An 18,636-nucleotide genomic window follows, 5' to 3' on the forward strand; every position below is an offset into this window, starting at 1 on the left:
ATGCGCATCTGTTCGATCATCACCAGCTTTACGTCCGGTGGGGCAGAGATGCTGGTCTGCAATCTGGCGGAGGCCTTTGCGGGGGCCGGGCATCAGCCAGCGGTCCTTTCGCTGAGCGACGCCGCGCAGGTCGGCAACGCGCCCGATACCGAGGCGGCGATGATGGCGCGGGTGCGGGCTGGCGGCGCCACCGCCCTTTCGCTGGGACTCGCCAATCGCAACAATCTGCCCGGCGGGGCGCTGGCGCTGCGCCGCGCCTTGCGGACGATCCGGCCCGATGTGATCCACGCCCATAGCGCCCGCGCGCTCCTCCCCCTCGCCCTGGCCATGCCCGGCGTGCCGGTGGTGCTGACCCATCATAACAGCCGCCTCTCCTTTCCTCCGTCGGCCTTCGCCCTCTTCAACTGCATCGTCGACGGCTATGTCGCGATCAGCGACCAGTGCGAGACGCTGCTGCGCGGCCATGCCCGCAAGCCGATCCGCATGATCCTGAACGCCGCCGGCGCCCGCTTCCGGACCGGGCAGCCGCGCGCCGCCGCCGGTCGCGATCCGATGATCCTCGCCGTAGGCACGGTGTCGGCGCAGAAGGATTATCCCACCCTGCTCCGCGCCGCCCGGCCGCTGGTGGATGCGCTGGCGGCACGGGGCCGTTCCGCCCGCATCCGCATCGCCGGGGCGGGGCCGGAGTTCGGCCGGCTTGCGGTGCAGGCGGCTGGAGAACCGGTGGAACTGCTCGGCGCCCGAAGCGACGTCGACGCGCTGATGCGGCAGGCGGACCTGTTCGTGAACTGCTCGCTGTGGGAAGGCTTTCCCATCGCGATGATAGAGGCCGCGATGAGCGGCCTGCCCATCGTCGCGACTGCGGTGGCGGGCAACCGGGAAATGGTCTCGCCCGGCGTCAACGGTCAGCTCGTCCCGCCCTCCGATCCCGCCGCGCTGGCGCTGGCCATGGCGGATGTGCTGGGCGACGACGCCCGCTACGCCGCGCTGTCGCAGGGCGCTCTGCGGGTCGCCCGGCGCTTCTCCATCGAAAACTGCGCGGCGGCGCATCTCGACCTGTACCGGGAACTGATCCAAGCCCGCCGTCTCCGCTTCGCCCCGCCCCCTTTGGCCCGGCCGGTGTCGCCATGCGAATAGCCGCGCTGACCGACATCCATGCGGCCAGCGACCCGCTGCAACTGGCCCTTACCGCCGCGCGGCGGGAGGGGTTCGACCGGATGCTGATCCTGGGCGACCTGCTGACCTATGGCGTGCAGCCGCTGGAAACGCTGGAACTGGTGCAGGGCGCGGCGGCGCGGGACGGCGCGATCCTGATCAGCGGCAATCACGACATGCTCTACAGGGGATCGCCCGCCGCAGAGAGCTATCGCGCTGCCCTGCCCGACTGGCTGCGCGAAAGCGTCGACTGGACCGCCGCCCATATCCCGCCGGGCGGCATGGCGGCCTTCGACTGGAGGGAAAGCTGGTCGCTGGGGCCACTGTTCGCCGCCCATGCCAATCCCTTCGACTATGGGGACTGGCGCTATATCCGCTCGGCGCAGGAGGCGGAGGAAGCCGCCGCCGCGCTCGCGGCGCGAGGGTTCCTTTATGGCCTGTTCGGCCATGTTCACCGGCATCGCCGCTATGATTGCGCCGCCGCCACCATCTTCACCCTCGCCTCGCTCGGCCAGCCGCGCGACGATGGGGACCGGACGCCCAAATGGGCGATGATCGAAGTCAGGGGAGATTTTGTGACCGTCGAAAGCCGCGACATCGATTTCGATCCGGAGGACCAGATGCACGCCATCCGCGCCACCACCCTGTCCCCCGCCACGCAGGAGCGGCTCTGCCGGTTCTTCGCATGAAGGTCCTCGTCACCGGAGCCGGCGCGGTGCTGGGACAGGGCATCATCAAGTCGCTGCGGCAATCGGCGCTGGGCTGCCATGTGATCGCGGCCGATCCCAATCCGCTTTCCGCGGGCCTCTACTGGGCCGAGGCCGCCTATCGCCTGCCCTTTGCCGACGATCCGGCCTTTGGCGACCGCATCCACCAGTTGCTGGACCGGGAGCGGCCGGACGTGGTGCTGGTCGGCACCGATGTGGAACTGTCCTGGTTCGCGGCGGAGCGGCGCCGGCTGGAGGCGCTGTTCGGCACGCATGTGCTGGTCAGCGATCCCCGCGTCATCGCCATAGCGGACGACAAGCTGGAAACGGCGCGCTTCTTCGAAAGCGTCGGCCTGCCCCACCCCGCGTCCGCCGCGGCGGAGGATGGGGAAGCGGTGGAGGCGCTGATCGACAAGGCGGGCTTTCCGCTGGTGGTGAAGCCCCGGATCGGTGCGCGCTCGGTCGGCGTGTCGGTTGTGCATGACCGCACCGCACTGGCGTCGGCGCTGGAGGGACGCGGCGGGCTCGTCGTGCAGCAATGCGTGGGCAGCGCCGATTGCGAATATACCGCCAGCACGCTCGTCTTCGACGGCGAGGTGCAGGCATCCATCGTGATGCGCCGCGACCTGCGCGACGGAAACACCTATCGCGCCTATATTGCCGATTATCCGGAACTGAACGCGCAGGTGCGGACGCTGGGGCGGGCGCTGCAACCCCATGGCCCCGCCAATTTCCAGTTCCGCACCGATGCCGACGGCACGCCCCGCGTGTTCGAGATCAACGCCCGATTTTCCGGCACGACGCCGCTGCGCGCCATGGCGGGCTTCAACGAGGTGGAGATGTGCGTGCGGAAACTGCTCCACGCCACCCCCATCGTGCAGCCGCCGGTGCGGCCGGGGGTGATCCTGCGCTATTGGGACGAGATGTTCGTGCCGCAGGAGCGCATCGACAGGGTGCGATGAGCGACCGTGCCCCCCTGCTGGCGCTAACCGGCGGATCGGGCTTTGTCGGCCGTGCTTTCCTGCCCGCCGCGCGCCGCGCCGGCTGGCGCGTCCGTCATCTCGGCCGCCGACCGCCGCCGGAAGCCGATCCGGCGGATGAATGGGCGTTTCTCGACCTGATGGCGGTCGAGGGGGTGGATTTCTCCGGCTGCACGGCGCTGGTCCATCTCGCCGCACATATCCCGTCCGATCATGGCGACCCGGCGGAAGCGGAGCGTTGCTGGCGGATCAACGCGCTCGGCACGCTGAAACTGGCCGACGGGGCGATCCGGGCAGGTGTGCGGCGGATCATGCAGGCGAGCAGCGCCAATGCCTATGCGCCGGCTCCCCAGCCTCCGGACGAACATGCGCCCCTCTTTCCCGGCAGCAGGGGCTATTATCTCGGTTCGAAGGTCGCGCAGGAAATCTATGCGGCGGAACGCTGCCGGGGGGAGGATGTGCTGCTCCAGACGCTGCGGCTGGCATCGGTCTATGGGCCGGGCCAGCGAAGCGGCGCGCTGGCCGCGATGGCCGGGGCAGCCGCCAGCGGTGGGCCGATCCGCGTGCATGGCGGCGGCGGGTTCGGAGCCGACCTTGTCCATGTCGACGATGTGGTGCGGGCCATGTTGCTGCTGCTCGGCAATGAGGAGGCAGGGCCTTTCAATGTCGGCAGCGGGGTCCGCACGACCATGGCGGAACTGGCGCAACTGCTGTCCAGGCAAACCGGTGCGCCGGTCGTTCATGAGGTTGAGGGAAGAGAGCAGGATTGGGGGTTTCCCGCCCTCAACATCGATCGGTTGCGGGCATTGGGCTACCGGCCGATGCGCTTGGCCGATGGTCTGCTCATGAAGGTGTAGGGTTGGAGAATGCCGCCCGCGACGGCCAGTTGCCGACCCAAGAGGACCGTTCGGGCTCAGCCAAGCCCGGCCGGAACCGGTCGTTTCCAGAGCGCGCTGCGCTAAATCGTATGCAGGCCGGGCGCCCTAAGCTTTTGTTGTCGCATCCTTTTAAGCGCAAAAACCGGTTCCCACTTTTGCGCACGATGCTTTAGCTTCCGTTCGGACCGCCGCCGGTGTTGCTGCCGCCGCCTGCACCGCCCATGCCGCCGGCGCCCACCGCGCCGATATTGCCGAAAATCTCGTCGAACAGGCTGCGATGGCGGCCCAATGTCGGCGTCTTGTCGCCGGAAGGCGAGATTTTCGCGACCTGCTCCAGTCCCATGCGATCCACCGCCACGACATTGCCCGCCGCGTCGAAACGCACATGCAGCACGGTCTGCGACACCGGCTTGGGATTGGAAAAGGCGAGCGAGCGCATGTCGCGCGACACATAATACCAGTCCTGGTCGCCGAACTGCGCGACGAAGCTCGGCCGGCCCAGCGTCCCCTCCACCGATGCGCGGTTGTCGATGCCGGGCTGGACCGAATCCACCAGCAGCTTGTCGACCTGATAGCCCTGATGGGTGCGGATGCGCGAACAGCCCGACGCGCCCAGCAGCAGCGCGCAAAGGCCTGCGCCAAGCAAAATCCGCCCGCTGCGGGATTGGCGGCTGAACTGGCGCATGAACTTCTCCTGCGGGGGCTTGCCCCGGACCTTGCCGAAAAACAAAGCCGCCATTGCATCGGGCGGCCGGGCGATCAATATGGAAATGCGCGAGCCTCGGCAAGGGGCCGCCGATCGGTCCAGCCAGGAAACAGTCAAACTCATGCCCAGCATCTTCCAGCGTCTGTTCGCGCCGAGCGATCCCAGGGACGCGATGCGCACCCTCTACAACGCCATCGTCGCGGAGGGACGCCAGCCCCATTGGTATGTCGAAGGGCAGGTTCCCGACACGATGGACGGCCGCTTCGACATGATCGTCGCCATCCTCGCCCAGGCGCTGATGCGGCTGGAGGCGCTGGGCGCCGCGCAGGAGAGCGTCTGGCTGACCGAGTTGTTCGTGGACGACATGGACGGCCAGTTGCGGCAGGAGGGGATTGGCGACGTCGTCGTCGGCAAGCATATCGGCCGCATGGTGAGCGCGCTGGGCGGGCGTCTGGCGGCCTATCGCGCGGCGCTGTCGGGCGAGGCCGACCTGAGCGAAGCGATTGCGCGCAACCTCTATCGCGGCGATGCGCCGTCGGCAGACGCGCTGGCGCATGTCGAATCGCATCTGCGCGCGCGCTGGGTGAGGCTGGGCTGCCTCAGCCGCGACGCGCTGATGGCGGGAGACCTTGGATGAGCGCTGCCCCCGAATTTTCCCGGCCCGTCCGAATCGACCAGCTGGCCCGTCATGCCCAGCCGGTGACCATCACCGCCGACGCCGCGGAGCGGGAGGCACTGGCGAAGCGCTTCAACCTGCTCGCGCTCGATAAGCTGGAGGCGGATTATGCGCTGAACGAGGACAATGGCGCGATCTATGCCAGGGGGCGGGTGCGCGCGGACCTAGCCCAGCCCTGTGTCGCGACAGGGGTCGCGGTGCCCGAAAAGCTGGACACCGATTTCCTGCTCCGCTTCGTCAGGGAGGGGGAAGAGACGCCCGAAGGCGACGAACTGGAGCTGGACGCCGAGGATTGCGACACCATCGGTTTCGACGGCCTCACCATCGACATGGGCGAGGCGGTGGCCGAAACGGTGGCGCTCGCGATGACGCCCTATCCGCGCTCTCCGGAAGCCGACGGAGTCCTGCGTGAAGCGGGCGTGCTGAGCGAGGAGCAGGCCAGCCCCTTCGCCGCGCTGCTGTCGCTCAAGGACAGGAAATGAGGCTGGCGCTGGCGGCGGCCCTGCTGTCCGGCGCCATGCCGGCTTTTGCAGCGGAAACCGCCACGCTGGTCGGGGAACGGCGAGCCCGCGCCGAATGGGCCAAGGCGGAGAACCGCCAGTCCTGCGCGCCGCTTGCGCTCGCCGCGCCCGGCGATCCGGAGGGGACGCCGCGCGCGGCCAGCTTCGGCGGCGGCTGGGGCGTTGCCTTCGACCTTCCCGGGCTGCGCAGCGCCTATGGCTTTGCCGGAACCGGCCTGCTGCCGGACGACCGGGCCGATGCGCGGATACAGCGGCGCAGGCTGACCGAACAATGGCCCTATATGCGCGAACTGGCGCGCCTGCCCGCCCCATCCTTTGCCGGCTATGGGCAGGAGGGCGCGCAGCGCTATCCCGCCGCCAATCCGGGCGGCAAAGGCCTGCATTCCCTTGCTTATCTGCGCGTCGGCGGCCAGCGCTGCACCTATAATGTATGGAGCCGGATCAGCCGCGCGCATCTGGAATGGCTGCTCGACAATCTGCGCCTGTTGCGGCGCTGAAGCGCGCCCTCCCCTTTTCCTTCCCTTCCGCCCTGTGGCATAAGCGCGGGCCATGGAGACCCCGCCGCGCAAGATCATCCATATCGACATGGATGCCTTTTACGCGTCGGTCGAGCAGCGCGACGATCCCTCGTTGCGGGGCAAGGCGCTGGCCGTTGGCGGCGGCGGTCCGCGCGGCGTGGTCGCCACGGCCAGCTATGAAGCGCGGAAATATGGCGTCCGCTCCGCCATGCCGGGCGCGCGGGCGCGGCGGCTCTGCCCCGACCTGCTGTTCGTCCGTCCCCGTTTCGAGGTCTATCGCAGCGTGTCGGCGCAGGTGCGGGAGATATTCTCGCGCTTCACCGACATCATCCAGCCGCTGTCGCTGGACGAAGCCTATCTCGACGTCACGTCGAACAAGCCGGGCATCGCCTCCGCCACGCGCATAGCGGAGGAAATCCGCCGCCTGATCCGGGAGGAAACCGGGCTCACCGCGTCGGCTGGGGTGTCGTACAACAAGCTGATCGCCAAGCTGGCGTCGGACCAGAACAAGCCCGATGGCATCTGCGTCGTACGGCCGGAGGACGGCGCGGCCTTCATCGCAAAGATGCCGGTGCGGCGCATCCATGGCGTGGGGCCGGTCACGGCGAAGCGGATGCAGGCCTTGGGCATTGAGACGGGCGCCGATCTGCGCGCCCGCGACCTTGCCTTTCTCCAGCATCATTTCGGCAGCGCGGCGCTATTCTACTATCGCGCATCGCGGGGCGAGGACGACCGCCCGGTACATGAGCGGCAGGAACGCAAATCCGTAAGCGTCGAGGATACCTTCTTCGACGATCTGGTGACGGAGGAAGCGCTGATCACGGAACTGGACCGGATCGCGGAAAATCTCTGGGGCCGCATCGAAAAGAGCGGCGCCTATGGCCGGACGGTGGTGCTCAAGGTCAAGTTCGCGGATTTCAGGATCATCACCCGGTCGAAAAGCTTCGGCGGACCGGTGCGCTCGCCCGACCTGTTGGCGCAGACGGGCCGGGCGCTGCTGCGGGCCCAGTTGCCGCTGCGCATGGGGGCCAGGCTGCTCGGGCTGGGCGTGCACAATCTGGATCATGAGGAGCCGGAAGAGGCCGGCGAGCAGCTCAACCTCTCCCTTTAGAGGGCGGCAGGAGCGAATCCCCCAAATCCTCCTTATCGAAAGATGGAGGATGGGACCGCCACCCAAGGCGGTGGTGGAGGAGAAAGGGGAGAAGGTCGCGGCTGGCTTCGTAAAAACCAGCACTTGTCCCCGGGCCGTCAGAAGGGCAGCCAGTTCCGCTTCTCGGTGAACTTCATGTAACCGGCATTGACCCCCAGCCGATAGCCCACGCCTAACCGGATCGGGATCAGCACCACGCTGCCCCAACGCAGGTAGCTGGCGGTGAAGCCGCCCACCAGATAGGCGGTGCCCTCCGCCGCCGGGAAGCGATGGTAAAGGTCCTGCGTGTCATAGAGATTATAGACGAGCACGAAGGTGTTCGCCGCGTTGCCGCCCACGTCGAAGCCGATGGACGGGCCGGTCCAATATACCTCCCGCTTGCCCTCTACCTTGTGATTGAGGGTGCCGGACCCATAGCGCAGGCCGACGACGAACGCGCCCGACGCTTCGCGCCCGGCGATATAGGCATTGGGGCGGCCCTGGTCCTTCAGGATCTTCTCGATGATCCCGGCCAGCCCTTCCGCCCCCTTGCCGAACACCCCTTCGGCCGCGCCGATCAGATCGTCTTCCTGGTAGGAATCGCTGGGGGAGATCGCCGCCGGCGGAGAATTGGCCGTCACCGGCGCGCCAGTTGCGGTCGCGCCCGAATTGACCGGCGGCGGATTATAGGGTGCGCCGCTGTCGGCGGGCGCGCTGCTCCCCGGCTGCGCATTGGGGTCCACACCGGGATCGGCGGGCGTGCTGCCGCCCTGCTGCGGCACGGGGGCCAGATCGGAATCGATGGCGCTATTGGGGTCGACGGTGCGCACCTGCGCCTGTGCGACCGGCGCCAGCGTGATGCCGCCCAGCGCGGCCGCCAAAGCGCCCGCCCGTGCAGCGCGGCCCGAAAACCGCCGCAAAATCCCGATCATGCCCGCTACTCCCCAAAGAACCCGCTCTTCAACCATATTTCAGATTATCGGGGAACAAGCTGAAACGACAATGAACGAACGGCGACCCGAGTCGATTCCGCGCCAGTCCGAATCCGCTTTTTCGGAATTCGGGTGATTTTTCTCCGCTGCGGACCGTTGCCATGCATGAAACCCGCCGCTATAGGCCGACATCTAGCCACTGCTCACCTCATCCGGTGGGCAAATTCGTGCGGAGACGTGGGTGAGTGGCTGAAACCAGCGGTTTGCTAAACCGTCGTAGCCTTAAGGGGCTACCGAGGGTTCGAATCCCTCCGTCTCCGCCACCTTTCTCTCTTGAACAGTCCAGACGACGCAAGAAACCCCGCAAATCTGGGCGTTTTCTCCGCGTAATTAGTCCACAGCGATCCCGATTTGTTCTCATGTAGCTGATCTGCCATATGGCGTGATTCATGGTATGTGAGTCGAGGAATATGGTATGGGGGCACTGACGGACGCGAAGGTGCGCAATGCGCGGGCGGCCGAGAAATCCTACAAGCTGACCGATGGCGAGCAGCTATATCTGCACGTCTCCACCGCCGGTGGTCGCACTTGGCGCATGAATTATCAATATGGCCGCAACGCTCAGGGCAAGCCGATCCAAAAGACTCTGACGATCGGCAGCTATCCGGCGATATCGCTGAAGGACGCGCGCGAGGCGCGGGACGTCGCGAAGACGCTGCTTGCCAAGGGCAATGAGCCGAAGCCCGTCGATCTGTTCCAGCGCGCCGCGCCGGTGGCCGACACCAGGCCGACCTTCGGCGCCATCGGCCGCGAATGGCATGAGTTGCAGAAGGGGCGCTGGTCCAAGGTCCACACCAAGGATGTCCTCGACAATCTGGAAACGGAGGTCTTCGCCCAGATCGGTCATTTGCCGATCGAAGACATCACCGCCCCGATGGTGCTGAAGCTGTTGCAGGGCATCGCGGGGCGCGGCGCAGTGGAGACGGCGCACAGGACGCGCCAGCGGATCAGCGCGATATTCGTTTATGCCCTGGCGACGGGGCGCGGGATCGCTGATCCGGCGGCAAGCCTGTCGATCGCGTTGCCTAAGAAGCCCAAGGCGAAACCGCAGCCAGCCATCACGAAGCTGGATGACCTGCGCCAGCTGCTAATAAATTGCGAGGCAGAGCGATGCCGCGCGCCAACAAAGCTGGCATTGCGGCTGATCGCGTTGACGGCGGTGCGGCCGAACGAACTGCATGGCGCGCGCTGGGCGGAATTCGAAGGGCTGGACGGTAAGGAGCCGCTATGGCGCATCCCCGCGCGCCGCATGAAGGGCGACAAGGATCGCAAGGCGGAAATCGAAGGGGATCATCTGGTGCCACTGTCACCGCAGGCGGTGGCGGTGATCCAGGCCATGATGCCGCTGACCGGCGATTTGGACCTAGTCTTTCCGACCGACAGACATCCGCACAAGCCGATGAGCGAAAACACCCTGCGCGCCCTGCTGATCCGCGCGGGGTATTTCCAGCGGCACGTCCCGCACGGCTTCCGTTCGGCCTTCTCGACCATCATGAATGAACGGGTGGAGCGGCAATGGCGAGAAAGCGGCCATACCGGGGCATCGCCCGATCGCGCGATCATTGACCTGATGCTGGCGCATATCCCGCAGGGAACGTCCGAGTCGGAAGGGGCATATAATCGGGCCGCCTATATGGCGAGGCGGCGGGAACTGGCCTGCGAATGGGCCAACATTCTGCTGGCAGATATGTGGCCGCCCCAGGTCCACATCGGTCAGCCGATCCGATGGGCAGCGACCGGGCCTGGTCGGCCCGGTCGATAGGGTCAGGATGCCTTGCTGATCCAGGCATCCACCTCGCTTTCGATCCATCGGGAACATTTCGCGCCCAGCTTGCGCGGGGCAGGAAACTGGTCGCGGCCGACAAGCGCATAGATATGCGATCGGGATAGGGCCGTGCGGGCGACGACATCACTGATCCGTAGGAAGCGTTCGGGTGCTTGGTCAGTCAACGGCTTTCTCCCTGCGCGCTGGCGAGGGCGCGTGCGATGATGAAGGGGATCGCCAGCAACCCGGCGACGATGAAGAGGACGCGGATCAGGCCTTTGATCATCATTCGATGCCCAAGGCGGATTTGTAGGTGTCGACGATCGACTCATGCTCCATGCGGGCATTGCGCTCGATCTTGCGGATGCGGACGATATCACGCATCGCCTTGACGTCGTAGCCATTGGCTTTGGCCTCCAGGTAGACGTCCTTGATGTCGTCCCCTATGCCCTTCTTCTCATCTTCCAGGCGCTCGATGCGCTCAATGAAGAGGCGGAGTTGTTCAGCAGCTGCATTGCCTTCGGACATGGAAATTCCCTTCAGTTGGAGATGGCGGCCGCGATCAGCGGGCCGAAGATGGAGAGGATGATGCCGACGACGATCGCGCCGGCGGCGAAGAGGGCGCGGGTACGCAGGGAGGCTTCAGCAAAGCGTTCGGCCAGCGATCGGCAGCTGTCGCAGCGACACGTCGCGGCATGGATGATGTCGCGGCGCCGCATCAGGCGATGACCTTTTTGCGTTCCAGCTGCTCGCAGCGGGTGCAAAGATCGGGATCGGTTTCCGACCAGGTGGCGTCATTGCCGTTGGTGTCGTATTGCGTCGTCCACTGGTCCCACCCGCAGGCCAGGCACAGGCGGGGGTGCTGTTCGGGCGGGGTGTCGCAAAGCTGGCGATAGACGTCGAGGTTGAAGCTATAGGCCCGCGACATATCGGCGCCGAAGAAATGCCGCTGCATCCGAAAGCCCACGGTTTCGAGTTCGCGGACATTCCGTTCAACATCGGCCTGGTGCTCGGGGCGATGCCAATAAGGGCGGGCCGCCTGTTCGATCGTCATGCCGGCGGCGGCGCGGCGCATTTTGACATATTCCCAGGGCATGACGACGGGGCGGGCCGCCGGTTCGGTTTCGCCCAGCATGGCGAGCAGAGAGGGAGCATTACGCATGGATCGTCCTTTCGCTGTCAGGAGTGCTTGGCGACCGCACGCGACGGGTCATGGAAGACCCAACAGCGGACGGCGCCGACATTATCGTTGATGGAATTGACCGTCGCCTGTTCGATGAAGCGGCGGGATTTCGAGGTTTTGAGGGCGCGGATCAGTTCGGAATGGGTGGGTAGCTGAAGCCGCTTTTCGGCGCAGCGGGCCTCCATTTCGTTCAGCCGAACCGCGATCAGCCCTTCTTCCCACCGGCGATGATGATTGATCTTGCCGGTCGCAGCGCCCTTCGTTTCGTTCTCTTCGAGGTAGTCGAACCGCTCCCAGAAAAGGCTGACGATCGGGTCTTCGCTGTTGACGGCCAACTGGCGGTCGGTCGCCATCTGGACGATGAAGCGGGCTGTTTCCGCCTGCTGATTGTCGTTGATGGGGACCAAGGCGCGGATCGCGTCGAGGAAGGCGAGCAGCTGGCCGTGGGTCTTGGCGAGGCGGTTGGTGCGGATCGCCGGCAGCGCGAGCAGTTCGCTTTCATATTGGGCGAAGGCCTGGCGGAACCGCGCCATGATGTCCTGTTCGCGGCGCGCGGCGTGGACAATAAAGCCGGAAATCTTCTCCACCGGCCATTGCTCAAGCCGTTCGGCCGCTGCCTTGGTCTCGTTAGTGAAGTTCGACATATCGAAGCCCAGCGACATGATGCGTTCCAGCACCGCGCGGCTCGCGTTGACGGGTTCGTTCTGCTCGATCACGACGGCGCCCCGGAAAGGCGGTTCGAACGTCTCCATGCCGCCGTTCTTCACGCCACGTGCGCGGACTGTGCGGCCGTTATAGGCGGTCTTCAGTTCCTCCCATTCGAACTTGCGGGCGTGGCTGGCTTCCTCGCGGCGGTCGCCCTCGATCAGCACGACGGGCAGGTTGCCGACTTTGCCCAGGTTGCGCGCCATGGCCGCCGGCGTCGCCTTGGCGGGGTCAAAGCCTTCGTAATTCTCGCGGCCCATCAGCTTCCAAAGGAATTCGATCAGGGTCGTCTTGCCGGTGCCAGGCAGGCCGTGCATTTCGAGGAAGGGAAAGGATTTCATTTCGCCGCGGACTTGCTCTGCAAAGAGCGAGGCGAAGTAGAAGGTCAGACAGGTGATGCCCTTGGCGCCATAGGCGGTCCACAGATCATCAAGCCAGCTGGTGTCCAGCTGGTCAGGATCATAGTCGATTTCCAGCAACCGTTCGGACGTGCCCAGCTTCAGTGCCTGCTTGCCGATCTGGAAAAATTCATTGTCGTTCGGCTTGTAAACCCGCCCGCCAGAGACAGCGAACTGGCCGAAGACATAGGCCTTCGCATCGCGGCAGTAGCCGGTGAAGCCCAGCGGGCGCACGTCGGGCAGGTCGGGCGTTTGCTGTTGCAGGATGCGGGTCAGCTGGTGGGCGCTGCCCGTCCAGACGCCACCGAAGGCGAACAGGCGATCTTCGAAATTCGAGGCTTTGCGTAGCTGGGCGGCGGTGAAATCGCCCTTCACGGACGGGCGTTTGCCGCTGGGGAAGGATATGTTGAGGAAGAACTTGGTTTCGTCGGTGGCGTCGTCGCGCTGGCGGTATAGGACGCGGAACGCGCAATTGGCGATTTCCTCGACCATCAGCGCCTCGCGCGAGGCCTGCATGCGAATTTCCGCCTCTACACTGGCGTCGATGTCCTTCAGTTCGCGGGTGCGGCTCTTGCGATATTCGTCAATCTTTTCCTGCACCACGGCGACGTCGATCGCGCACCAATAGGTCCGGTTGCCGAACGTGAAATGGAAGCTGGTCCAGCGGTGCTTCTCCCAGATCAGGAAAGCCTTTTCCTGGGCGTCCTTCGCCAGCAGCACCTTGCCGAACCATAGATATTCGGAGCGATGATCGGCGGTCAGCCGGTCAAGACCCAGCAGGTCGTTCCAATCCAGCACTTTGCCGGTTTCGTCTTCGCCGCAGGGCTGGGCGGCGCTCGCCTGCCATCCCTGCTCTTTCGCCAGCTTCACATGCTGGCGGCTCGCGCTGGTGCCAGCGCCGCCGGCGTCATAGGCAAAAACCAGCCTGGGCGAGCGGAGCGGCTTGTCAGACGTCGCGATATGCGCCCGAAGCTGTTTCAGGAACTCTTCGGGATAATTGTTGCACGACATGGCGGAGACGGCGCGCTGGCCGGCCTGCTCAAGCGCCCAGGCATTGAATATGCCTTCGGCAATCCAGATGCTGTCCGCATCGGCCATGTCCTCGATCGAGACGTCAGGCCGCTGCCATGCCTGCCCCTTGTAGGACTTGCCGTAGGCGAAATTGGCCTTCTTTTCGAAACGACCAGGCTGGTCGATCAGCCGTTCCCACCAACTGCCACCAGGCAGCGGAAAGCGCACGGTCGCAGAGCCGATGCCGCGCTTCTGATCCTGAAACCATTCCTGGGTATAGGCCTCGCGCATCCCCATCAGGTTCAGCTTGCGGGCGTCGGTGAGATAGGCGTCGGCCGCCGCGTGCGGGTTCTCGCGGGTCTTCTGATAGCGGTTCGACCAGGTGTCGAAGATTTCGGGATAGCGGTCGCGAACCGTTTCTTCCCACCCGCATTTTTCCTGCCGGTTGCACTTCAGCACCCAAGGGCTGTCGGCGTTCGTATAGACCTCAAAGGCGCCGCAGTCGGGGCATTTGCCACGGCGCAGCCATGATCCCTTGTCGGTCTTCCACTGGAAATCGGCTTTGAGCCTGGGCAGCAATTCGCGGCGGATATCGTCACGCATGGACATGGCGAGAATGGGGCTTTCGAAGGCAAAGGAAGGGCGTTCCCGGCGGCGGGGTCCGCCGGGTGGCTTGGGTAGCGATCAGGGCGGTGCGACCCGCTAGATCAGATGGTTATGGCGTCGGCGGCGGGTTCGCTGGGCGGCCCGCCATCATCATTGGCGGCGCGGTCGTTGTCCGCGTGGCGCCATGTCGTCATGGGCAGCACGGCCAGCGGTTGCGGCATCCGGCTAGGCACGGTCGCCCGCAGCGTCGCCATGCTGACGACGAACTGGCATCCGCAGCGCTCGACGTCCCGGCAATGATAATAGACCTCGCGGTATAGCAGCGTGGCCTTGCCAGTCGTCGACCGGGCAAAAGCCCGTTCGCCGCAGCCGGGGCATTGCACCGACGGCATGCGGGGCGCGCCCCCGCCATTGTTGAGTTTCGGCCCCCGGCCATTGGTCATCATACTTCCCCCGCTGTTCGTTGAGCGGCCCCATTGCCGTTCACGAATGACTTCAGCCGACCAAGAAGGCGGGTCGCGGCGCTGGCGACGTCCTCTGTTTCGGCAATAGCGCGATGAATGGCCGTGTCTGACACACCCGGCTGCACCACAGGGATGCTGCTGCCGATGGCGTCGGCCGTCTCTTTCGATAGATCTGTGATCGCCTGGGCGAGCGCCGCGCGACAGGCCAGCGACTGGCCCAGCGTGACGTCCAGCTGGCGGGCATAGCTTTGCAGGATCGGCGGGAAATCGCCGCCAGCCTCCATATAGGCGCGATCGAGGGCGATGGCCTGGTCGAGCGTCGGCGTCCCCTTGCGGTCGCTTTCGCTCCAGTGGCGGACGGTGCGCTTGGCGCGCCGCGTGAGCGTAGCGGCCTTGTCCCAGCCAATGAGGGCGACAGCCGTCGTGATGGCGAGGGAGAAGGACAGAGGCGCGCGGACCTTGGTCATGCTGCCATCCTCTGGCGGGTGAAGTTGGCGACCAATTTGCGCGAGAGCGCTTCGACCTCGTTCCTGCATTCCGTCTGTGTGCAGCCGTTGGCCAGATGCATCGGACCATCACGATCCGGGTTGAGGACAAAGATGCGCCAAGCGCTGCGGCGGATTTCATACTGCCCGCTTTCGCGTTCGGGCGTCAGGGTAGCCCAGACGCAATAATCCGGCGTCGTGCTGATATCGATCCAGTCGGACAGTTCAGCGCTGATCGTGAAGCCGTCGATGTCCATGTTGATCATCGGCGGAAATTGCGGCTTTGCCGATTTGGCAATCCGCCGCGCCCTGGCTTCAGCTTGCTTTGACGCGAGATCATGAACGCCGATATCGAGCATCGCGGCCAGTCCATCGGCCTGATCCGGTGCGTTGAAGTTCAGTGCATAGCGGCCTGCGAGCGCAAGCTGCTGGAGTGCGCGAGCCTCGCGCAGCGTCAACGTCACACGCAATGCGCTTGCCATGGCTTGCACCTTCATGCTCCCGGCCTCCCCATGGCAGATGCCTCTGCGGTGCAATCGCATGGCCCCGGCGAGGCCGCGAAGAAGGAAAGGCAATCGGCCCGATGGACGACGCCCGATCCGGTGGGAAATAGATCTGCAATTGCCGCTTGGTGGCCGGGATGCAGAACGGACTGGATGAAGTCGTGCAGCGTTTCGGCGGGGCTGAACCATGCCACGTCGTCGCATACCTTGCCGTCCACCACAGCGGCGTTGATACGTTCGAGCGCATCGCGGTAGCGCCGGGCAGCAGTTGCCTCGCCATCGAGCCGGTTACGAACGATCGCTTGAAGCTGAGGTTGATGGTCATCCTTGCCCTTGCGGACCATCGCCATCACCCAGGTATCGCCCGGCTCCTTGCCCGTCACACCCGATACGATGAGATAGGTCTCGCGGTCAGCCGGTGTGACCTCCAGTAGCTGTGTCATGCTCCGGGCCTTCCCACGGCGCACATGGCGAAGATCGTCGCGCCGCTGATGAGAAGAAAGACGGTGAGGCTGTACCAGCGCGGAAGCTGGGGAGACGGGGTCGGCTCGGCGCGCTGGAGCGAGGCCAATTCTTCCGGCATTGTGTAGGTGTGACGGGCGACGAACTTGCCCCGCAGGCGATATTCAGGGCGGCTCATGCTGCCACCGCCAGCGCGCCTGCATAGCGCCCCGCTGCCACGGCGAAATGGCCGGATTTGGTGAGTTCGACAGGCTGGCCCTTGCGGACGTTGCCGTGTCGATATTGGGCGGTGATGGCCCGGAAAAGATCGCGGCGGGTGCAGCGCAGCTTCGTTTCCAGGTCGCTGACGCTCAAAGGATGGCGGGCGTCAAAGAGCGCATTGAGCAGACCGATTTCCAGATGTTCGGCATGCGAGAAAGACTTGCCGCACTGACGCGCGGGCATGGTGATGGCGGGCATCATTGGATGTCCTTTCGTTGCGTTATCGGCGTCCGATCGCAAGCGACGGCAATCGGCTGAGCCGTTATTTCAACAGGGGCGGCGGCATTCGGCCGACCCAGAGGGAACACGACATGCTCAGCGGTGATGGGAAGGCCGAGCGCTTGACCAACCTCCAGCACATGAGGCTGCTTTTCGGCGGGGATGCGACCCACCCGCTTCCAAGCGGCCACTGTCGAGGGGTTTTCGCCGATGGCGCGTGCCATGGGCCGAATGCCGCCGAACAGTGTGAAAACTGAGATGTCCCGTTCCATGAGTCAGCTTGTGCAAAATATTTGTACAAGCTGCAAGCCATAATTTGAACAGACGCGTGCAAAAATTTCACACACAGTCCGACATGCCTTCTGTCGGTCCCAAACTGAAAGCGCTCCGGTCGCGCGCCCAGCCCACGCTCACCATTCGGAAAATGGCGGAAGAACTGGGCATTGGGTATTCCCGGTACGCCTATTTCGAGGATGAAAAGCGCTATAAAAAGGCGACCTTGCCCCTCGACATGACGCGCGCGATCGCGGACGTGCTCGCCCGCTATGGCGTTGATCCAGCAGAGGTTATGGCATTAGCCGGGCTGACAGACGCGGAAGTGGAACCCGAAGCCCGCGATATTGAGGCGCATCGCCCTACGCTGGTGTCCATCAATTTGCCGGTTGTGCTACCTAGTGAAGCCGCGCTCCGCGATATGTTCCGCAGCTTGCTTGTGCTGGTGCCAGAGGGGGCGACGAAGGACGAAGCCGCAGCAATTCTCGCTCGACGGCTTCCATCTGGTCTTGCAGCGATCGGACCGCTCTCGCTCGATCAAGCGTCGGTTGCATCGCTTGTAAGCGGTGAAGTTGCTCGATCTCCCGCCACAGATCGTCCCGCATCGCGGCCATCGTCGCGCACCTGACCGAGCAGGTCGGGCAGGCAAACTCGCACCCCGGCGTCAATCTGATCGTTCGCGCGCTCAACTTCACGCTCCTCTACGTGTTCCCGATTCGTTCTCATTTGAGCCAAAGGCGATGCTGTAGGAAAGGGGGAAGTGCCGTGCTGGATCAATATCTTGTGGACAGTGGGTTACCCTGCGAATTAGCCTGTTCGGAATTTCCGAACGGGGCGACAGTGGAGGGGAAATGAAATTCAGTGTTAGGCACAGGGCTCCCAACGAATCCCTGAAGGCGGTTTACGTGTCTTCCTACATGTCTTTTCCGTCCGTCACCGTGATCGAAAAACTGCTGAAGTAAGCGGGATGGCGATTCACCGTCTGGTGGGTCGCCAAATCGGCGGAAAGAGCCGTCAACAATGGGAAATCATTAACAGGGGGAAGAATGGCGATCAGGAACAGCCTTGACAGGCAGATCGTGCATTTCGTCATGACGATCGACAGTTCGCCGCCCGGTCGGCTACCGCCTATGGCAGAGCTAGGCGATTACCTAATTGAACGGGTTGACGCCGATCTTGCCCGAAAATTCGTTGAGCGTGAAAAGTTCGAGATTGCTATTGTCCGGAGCAGAAAGATCGCGTTGTCCAACGGTGATCCCGCGTTGGCACTGCTTTTCACTTTCGCCGACCCCGACGCGCCCGATCCTGCGAACATCCATCTTCCGACCAGGCGCGTTCGGCGCTTCGACAAGGAAGAAGGTGAAGCACGCGGCTATTCTGCGCATGCAATCCTGTGCCTCACCCCCACTGAGTATGGCGGCCGCAGATTCAGAGTCCTGTTGGAAAGTGCGGAGCGCCTTGGGAAAAGCCGCGTCAGTCAGATGCTCGACTATCAATTCAGGGCCATCTTCCAGTCGAAGGAAATCGTTCTTGAGAATGACAAGGGCGATGAAGTCGCTGCGAAGCCGAAGGTTCGTCTGGACACCGTGACAAATGATCGTCTTCGCGATTCTGTCAGCGGCGGCGTGATTAAAAGCCTGAAGCTCATCGACCCGATACTGGAACAATCCGGTTTTGATCCGCCAGAAGGCGTGCGGATCAGGCGTCGGGAGATGTTCCTCAAGGTTGATGTGCCACCGGGGCAGCAAGTGCAAAGTATGCTGAAGCATCTACAGCCTTGGGCACGGAGCCAGGGGTTCCGGGAAATCTACGTTGAGTGGCTACCGGAACATGAAGCTGCGGCGTCGGCGGGAAAGCTGAACGCGAGAAACGTCGAGCGAGCCAAGATCGACCTTGCCCAACGGGACATAGGCGAAACGCTTTTCGCAAAGAAGGCGTTTGTCTCAGTCACTCGTCCATTAACCGATCTTTCCACTGAATTCAGTGATGAATTGCTTGATGCGATGGCAGCGCTCATGGAGTAGAAGGGTTTACGATGT

The 18,636-nt window shown here is 64.2% G+C and carries 25 protein-coding genes and 1 tRNA gene; 12 read left to right on the forward strand and 14 right to left on the reverse strand.

Annotated features, from left to right (window positions below; genetic code table 11):
* Genes EGM87_RS13670 through EGM87_RS13685 form a run of 4 tightly spaced genes read left to right on the forward strand, consistent with a single transcriptional unit; the run spans position 1 to position 3,699 of the window.
* Entirely contained in the window at positions 1-1,137 is a 1,137-nt protein-coding gene (locus tag EGM87_RS13670; RefSeq protein WP_137710143.1) for a glycosyltransferase family 4 protein, read from the forward strand.
* Positions 1,128-1,844, forward strand: coding sequence for a metallophosphoesterase family protein (locus EGM87_RS13675; protein ID WP_137710142.1), 717 nt, complete (start codon positions 1,128-1,130; stop codon positions 1,842-1,844). Before EGM87_RS13670 ends, EGM87_RS13675 begins: the two co-directional genes overlap by 10 nt.
* On the forward strand, positions 1,841-2,824 hold the full coding sequence (locus EGM87_RS13680) for an ATP-grasp domain-containing protein (protein WP_137710141.1): 984 nt from the start codon (positions 1,841-1,843) through the stop codon (positions 2,822-2,824). The genes EGM87_RS13675 and EGM87_RS13680 overlap by 4 nt, the downstream gene beginning before the upstream one ends.
* Positions 2,821-3,699, forward strand: coding sequence for an NAD-dependent epimerase/dehydratase family protein (locus tag EGM87_RS13685; RefSeq protein ID WP_137710140.1), 879 nt, complete (start codon positions 2,821-2,823; stop codon positions 3,697-3,699). Before EGM87_RS13680 ends, EGM87_RS13685 begins: the two co-directional genes overlap by 4 nt.
* A gap of 190 nt (positions 3,700-3,889) precedes the next feature.
* Here EGM87_RS13685 and EGM87_RS13690 read toward each other — a convergent pair whose 3' ends face one another.
* On the reverse strand, positions 3,890-4,459 hold the full coding sequence (locus EGM87_RS13690) for an outer membrane protein assembly factor BamE (RefSeq protein WP_037481813.1): 570 nt from the start codon (positions 4,457-4,459) through the stop codon (positions 3,890-3,892).
* Between the two features lie 88 nt (positions 4,460-4,547).
* Between EGM87_RS13690 and EGM87_RS13695 the strand changes: the two genes are divergently transcribed.
* From EGM87_RS13695 to dinB, 4 genes are read left to right on the forward strand one after another with little or no spacing between them, the layout of a single operon-like run.
* Positions 4,548-5,063: a ubiquinol-cytochrome C chaperone family protein gene (locus EGM87_RS13695; protein WP_044662835.1), complete on the forward strand. Its 516-nt coding sequence runs from the start codon at positions 4,548-4,550 to the stop codon at positions 5,061-5,063.
* Positions 5,060-5,584 (forward strand): YceD family protein, encoded by a 525-nt coding sequence (locus EGM87_RS13700; protein WP_137710139.1) that lies wholly within the window; start codon positions 5,060-5,062, stop codon positions 5,582-5,584. The genes EGM87_RS13695 and EGM87_RS13700 overlap by 4 nt, the downstream gene beginning before the upstream one ends.
* Positions 5,581-6,120 (forward strand): hypothetical protein, encoded by a 540-nt coding sequence (locus EGM87_RS13705; RefSeq protein WP_048578234.1) that lies wholly within the window; start codon positions 5,581-5,583, stop codon positions 6,118-6,120. The genes EGM87_RS13700 and EGM87_RS13705 overlap by 4 nt, the downstream gene beginning before the upstream one ends.
* 52 nt (positions 6,121-6,172) lie before the next feature.
* Positions 6,173-7,252, forward strand: a complete 1,080-nt coding sequence (gene dinB / locus EGM87_RS13710) for a DNA polymerase IV (RefSeq protein WP_025547895.1) — start codon at positions 6,173-6,175, stop codon at positions 7,250-7,252.
* Positions 7,253-7,389: 137 nt separating this feature from the next.
* On the opposite strand, the gene EGM87_RS13715 is transcribed toward dinB, so the two are convergent.
* Complete coding sequence (locus tag EGM87_RS13715; RefSeq protein ID WP_137710138.1) at positions 7,390-8,202, reverse strand: DUF1134 domain-containing protein; 813 nt, start codon at positions 8,200-8,202, stop codon at positions 7,390-7,392.
* A gap of 231 nt (positions 8,203-8,433) precedes the next feature.
* On the opposite strand from EGM87_RS13715, the gene EGM87_RS13720 reads away from it, so the two are divergent.
* Positions 8,434-8,525, forward strand: a tRNA-Ser gene (locus EGM87_RS13720).
* A 152-nt stretch (positions 8,526-8,677) separates the two neighbouring features.
* Positions 8,678-10,024, forward strand: coding sequence for a tyrosine-type recombinase/integrase (locus EGM87_RS13725; protein WP_137710137.1), 1,347 nt, complete (start codon positions 8,678-8,680; stop codon positions 10,022-10,024).
* Positions 10,025-10,026: 2 nt separating this feature from the next.
* Here EGM87_RS13725 and EGM87_RS13730 read toward each other — a convergent pair whose 3' ends face one another.
* The 12 genes from EGM87_RS13730 to EGM87_RS13785 all read right to left on the reverse strand — a co-directional run bounded on the left by EGM87_RS13730 (position 10,027) and on the right by EGM87_RS13785 (position 16,596).
* Positions 10,027-10,212: a helix-turn-helix transcriptional regulator gene (locus EGM87_RS13730; RefSeq protein ID WP_253719081.1), complete on the reverse strand. Its 186-nt coding sequence runs from the start codon at positions 10,210-10,212 to the stop codon at positions 10,027-10,029.
* Positions 10,213-10,312: 100 nt separating this feature from the next.
* A complete protein-coding gene (locus EGM87_RS13735) occupies positions 10,313-10,555 on the reverse strand; it encodes a DUF2312 domain-containing protein (protein ID WP_137710135.1) in 243 nt (80 codons plus the stop codon).
* An 11-nt stretch (positions 10,556-10,566) separates the two neighbouring features.
* Positions 10,567-10,746: a hypothetical protein gene (locus EGM87_RS13740; RefSeq protein WP_137710134.1), complete on the reverse strand. Its 180-nt coding sequence runs from the start codon at positions 10,744-10,746 to the stop codon at positions 10,567-10,569.
* Positions 10,746-11,189: a hypothetical protein gene (locus EGM87_RS13745; RefSeq protein WP_137710133.1), complete on the reverse strand. Its 444-nt coding sequence runs from the start codon at positions 11,187-11,189 to the stop codon at positions 10,746-10,748. The genes EGM87_RS13740 and EGM87_RS13745 overlap by 1 nt, the downstream gene beginning before the upstream one ends.
* A 17-nt stretch (positions 11,190-11,206) precedes the next feature.
* The gene (locus tag EGM87_RS13750; RefSeq protein WP_171010061.1) at positions 11,207-13,927 is read right to left on the reverse strand and encodes a toprim domain-containing protein; all 2,721 of its coding nucleotides are present in this window, start codon (positions 13,925-13,927) and stop codon (positions 11,207-11,209) included.
* 104 nt (positions 13,928-14,031) lie between these two features.
* Positions 14,032-14,373, reverse strand: coding sequence for an ogr/Delta-like zinc finger family protein (locus EGM87_RS13755; protein ID WP_171010060.1), 342 nt, complete (start codon positions 14,371-14,373; stop codon positions 14,032-14,034).
* Entirely contained in the window at positions 14,373-14,861 is a 489-nt protein-coding gene (locus tag EGM87_RS13760; RefSeq protein WP_137710130.1) for a hypothetical protein, read from the reverse strand. The genes EGM87_RS13755 and EGM87_RS13760 overlap by 1 nt, the downstream gene beginning before the upstream one ends.
* Complete coding sequence (locus EGM87_RS13765; protein ID WP_137710129.1) at positions 14,858-15,376, reverse strand: hypothetical protein; 519 nt, start codon at positions 15,374-15,376, stop codon at positions 14,858-14,860. The genes EGM87_RS13760 and EGM87_RS13765 overlap by 4 nt, the downstream gene beginning before the upstream one ends.
* Positions 15,373-15,825 (reverse strand): hypothetical protein, encoded by a 453-nt coding sequence (locus EGM87_RS13770; protein WP_137710128.1) that lies wholly within the window; start codon positions 15,823-15,825, stop codon positions 15,373-15,375. The genes EGM87_RS13765 and EGM87_RS13770 overlap by 4 nt, the downstream gene beginning before the upstream one ends.
* Positions 15,822-16,022: a hypothetical protein gene (locus tag EGM87_RS13775; protein WP_137710127.1), complete on the reverse strand. Its 201-nt coding sequence runs from the start codon at positions 16,020-16,022 to the stop codon at positions 15,822-15,824. The genes EGM87_RS13770 and EGM87_RS13775 overlap by 4 nt, the downstream gene beginning before the upstream one ends.
* Entirely contained in the window at positions 16,019-16,303 is a 285-nt protein-coding gene (locus tag EGM87_RS13780) for a hypothetical protein (RefSeq protein ID WP_137710126.1), read from the reverse strand. The genes EGM87_RS13775 and EGM87_RS13780 overlap by 4 nt, the downstream gene beginning before the upstream one ends.
* Positions 16,303-16,596 (reverse strand): carph-isopro domain-containing protein, encoded by a 294-nt coding sequence (locus EGM87_RS13785; protein ID WP_137710125.1) that lies wholly within the window; start codon positions 16,594-16,596, stop codon positions 16,303-16,305. The genes EGM87_RS13780 and EGM87_RS13785 overlap by 1 nt, the downstream gene beginning before the upstream one ends.
* A gap of 44 nt (positions 16,597-16,640) precedes the next feature.
* On the opposite strand from EGM87_RS13785, the gene EGM87_RS13790 reads away from it, so the two are divergent.
* Positions 16,641-17,225, forward strand: a complete 585-nt coding sequence (locus tag EGM87_RS13790; protein WP_171010059.1) for a helix-turn-helix domain-containing protein — start codon at positions 16,641-16,643, stop codon at positions 17,223-17,225.
* Between the two features lie 418 nt (positions 17,226-17,643).
* Positions 17,644-18,621 (forward strand): hypothetical protein, encoded by a 978-nt coding sequence (locus EGM87_RS13795; RefSeq protein WP_171010058.1) that lies wholly within the window; start codon positions 17,644-17,646, stop codon positions 18,619-18,621.
* Positions 18,622-18,636: the final 15 nt, after the last annotated feature.

This window comes from Sphingobium sp. RSMS (assembly GCF_005406185.4).
GTDB lineage: Bacteria > Pseudomonadota > Alphaproteobacteria > Sphingomonadales > Sphingomonadaceae > Sphingobium > Sphingobium fuliginis.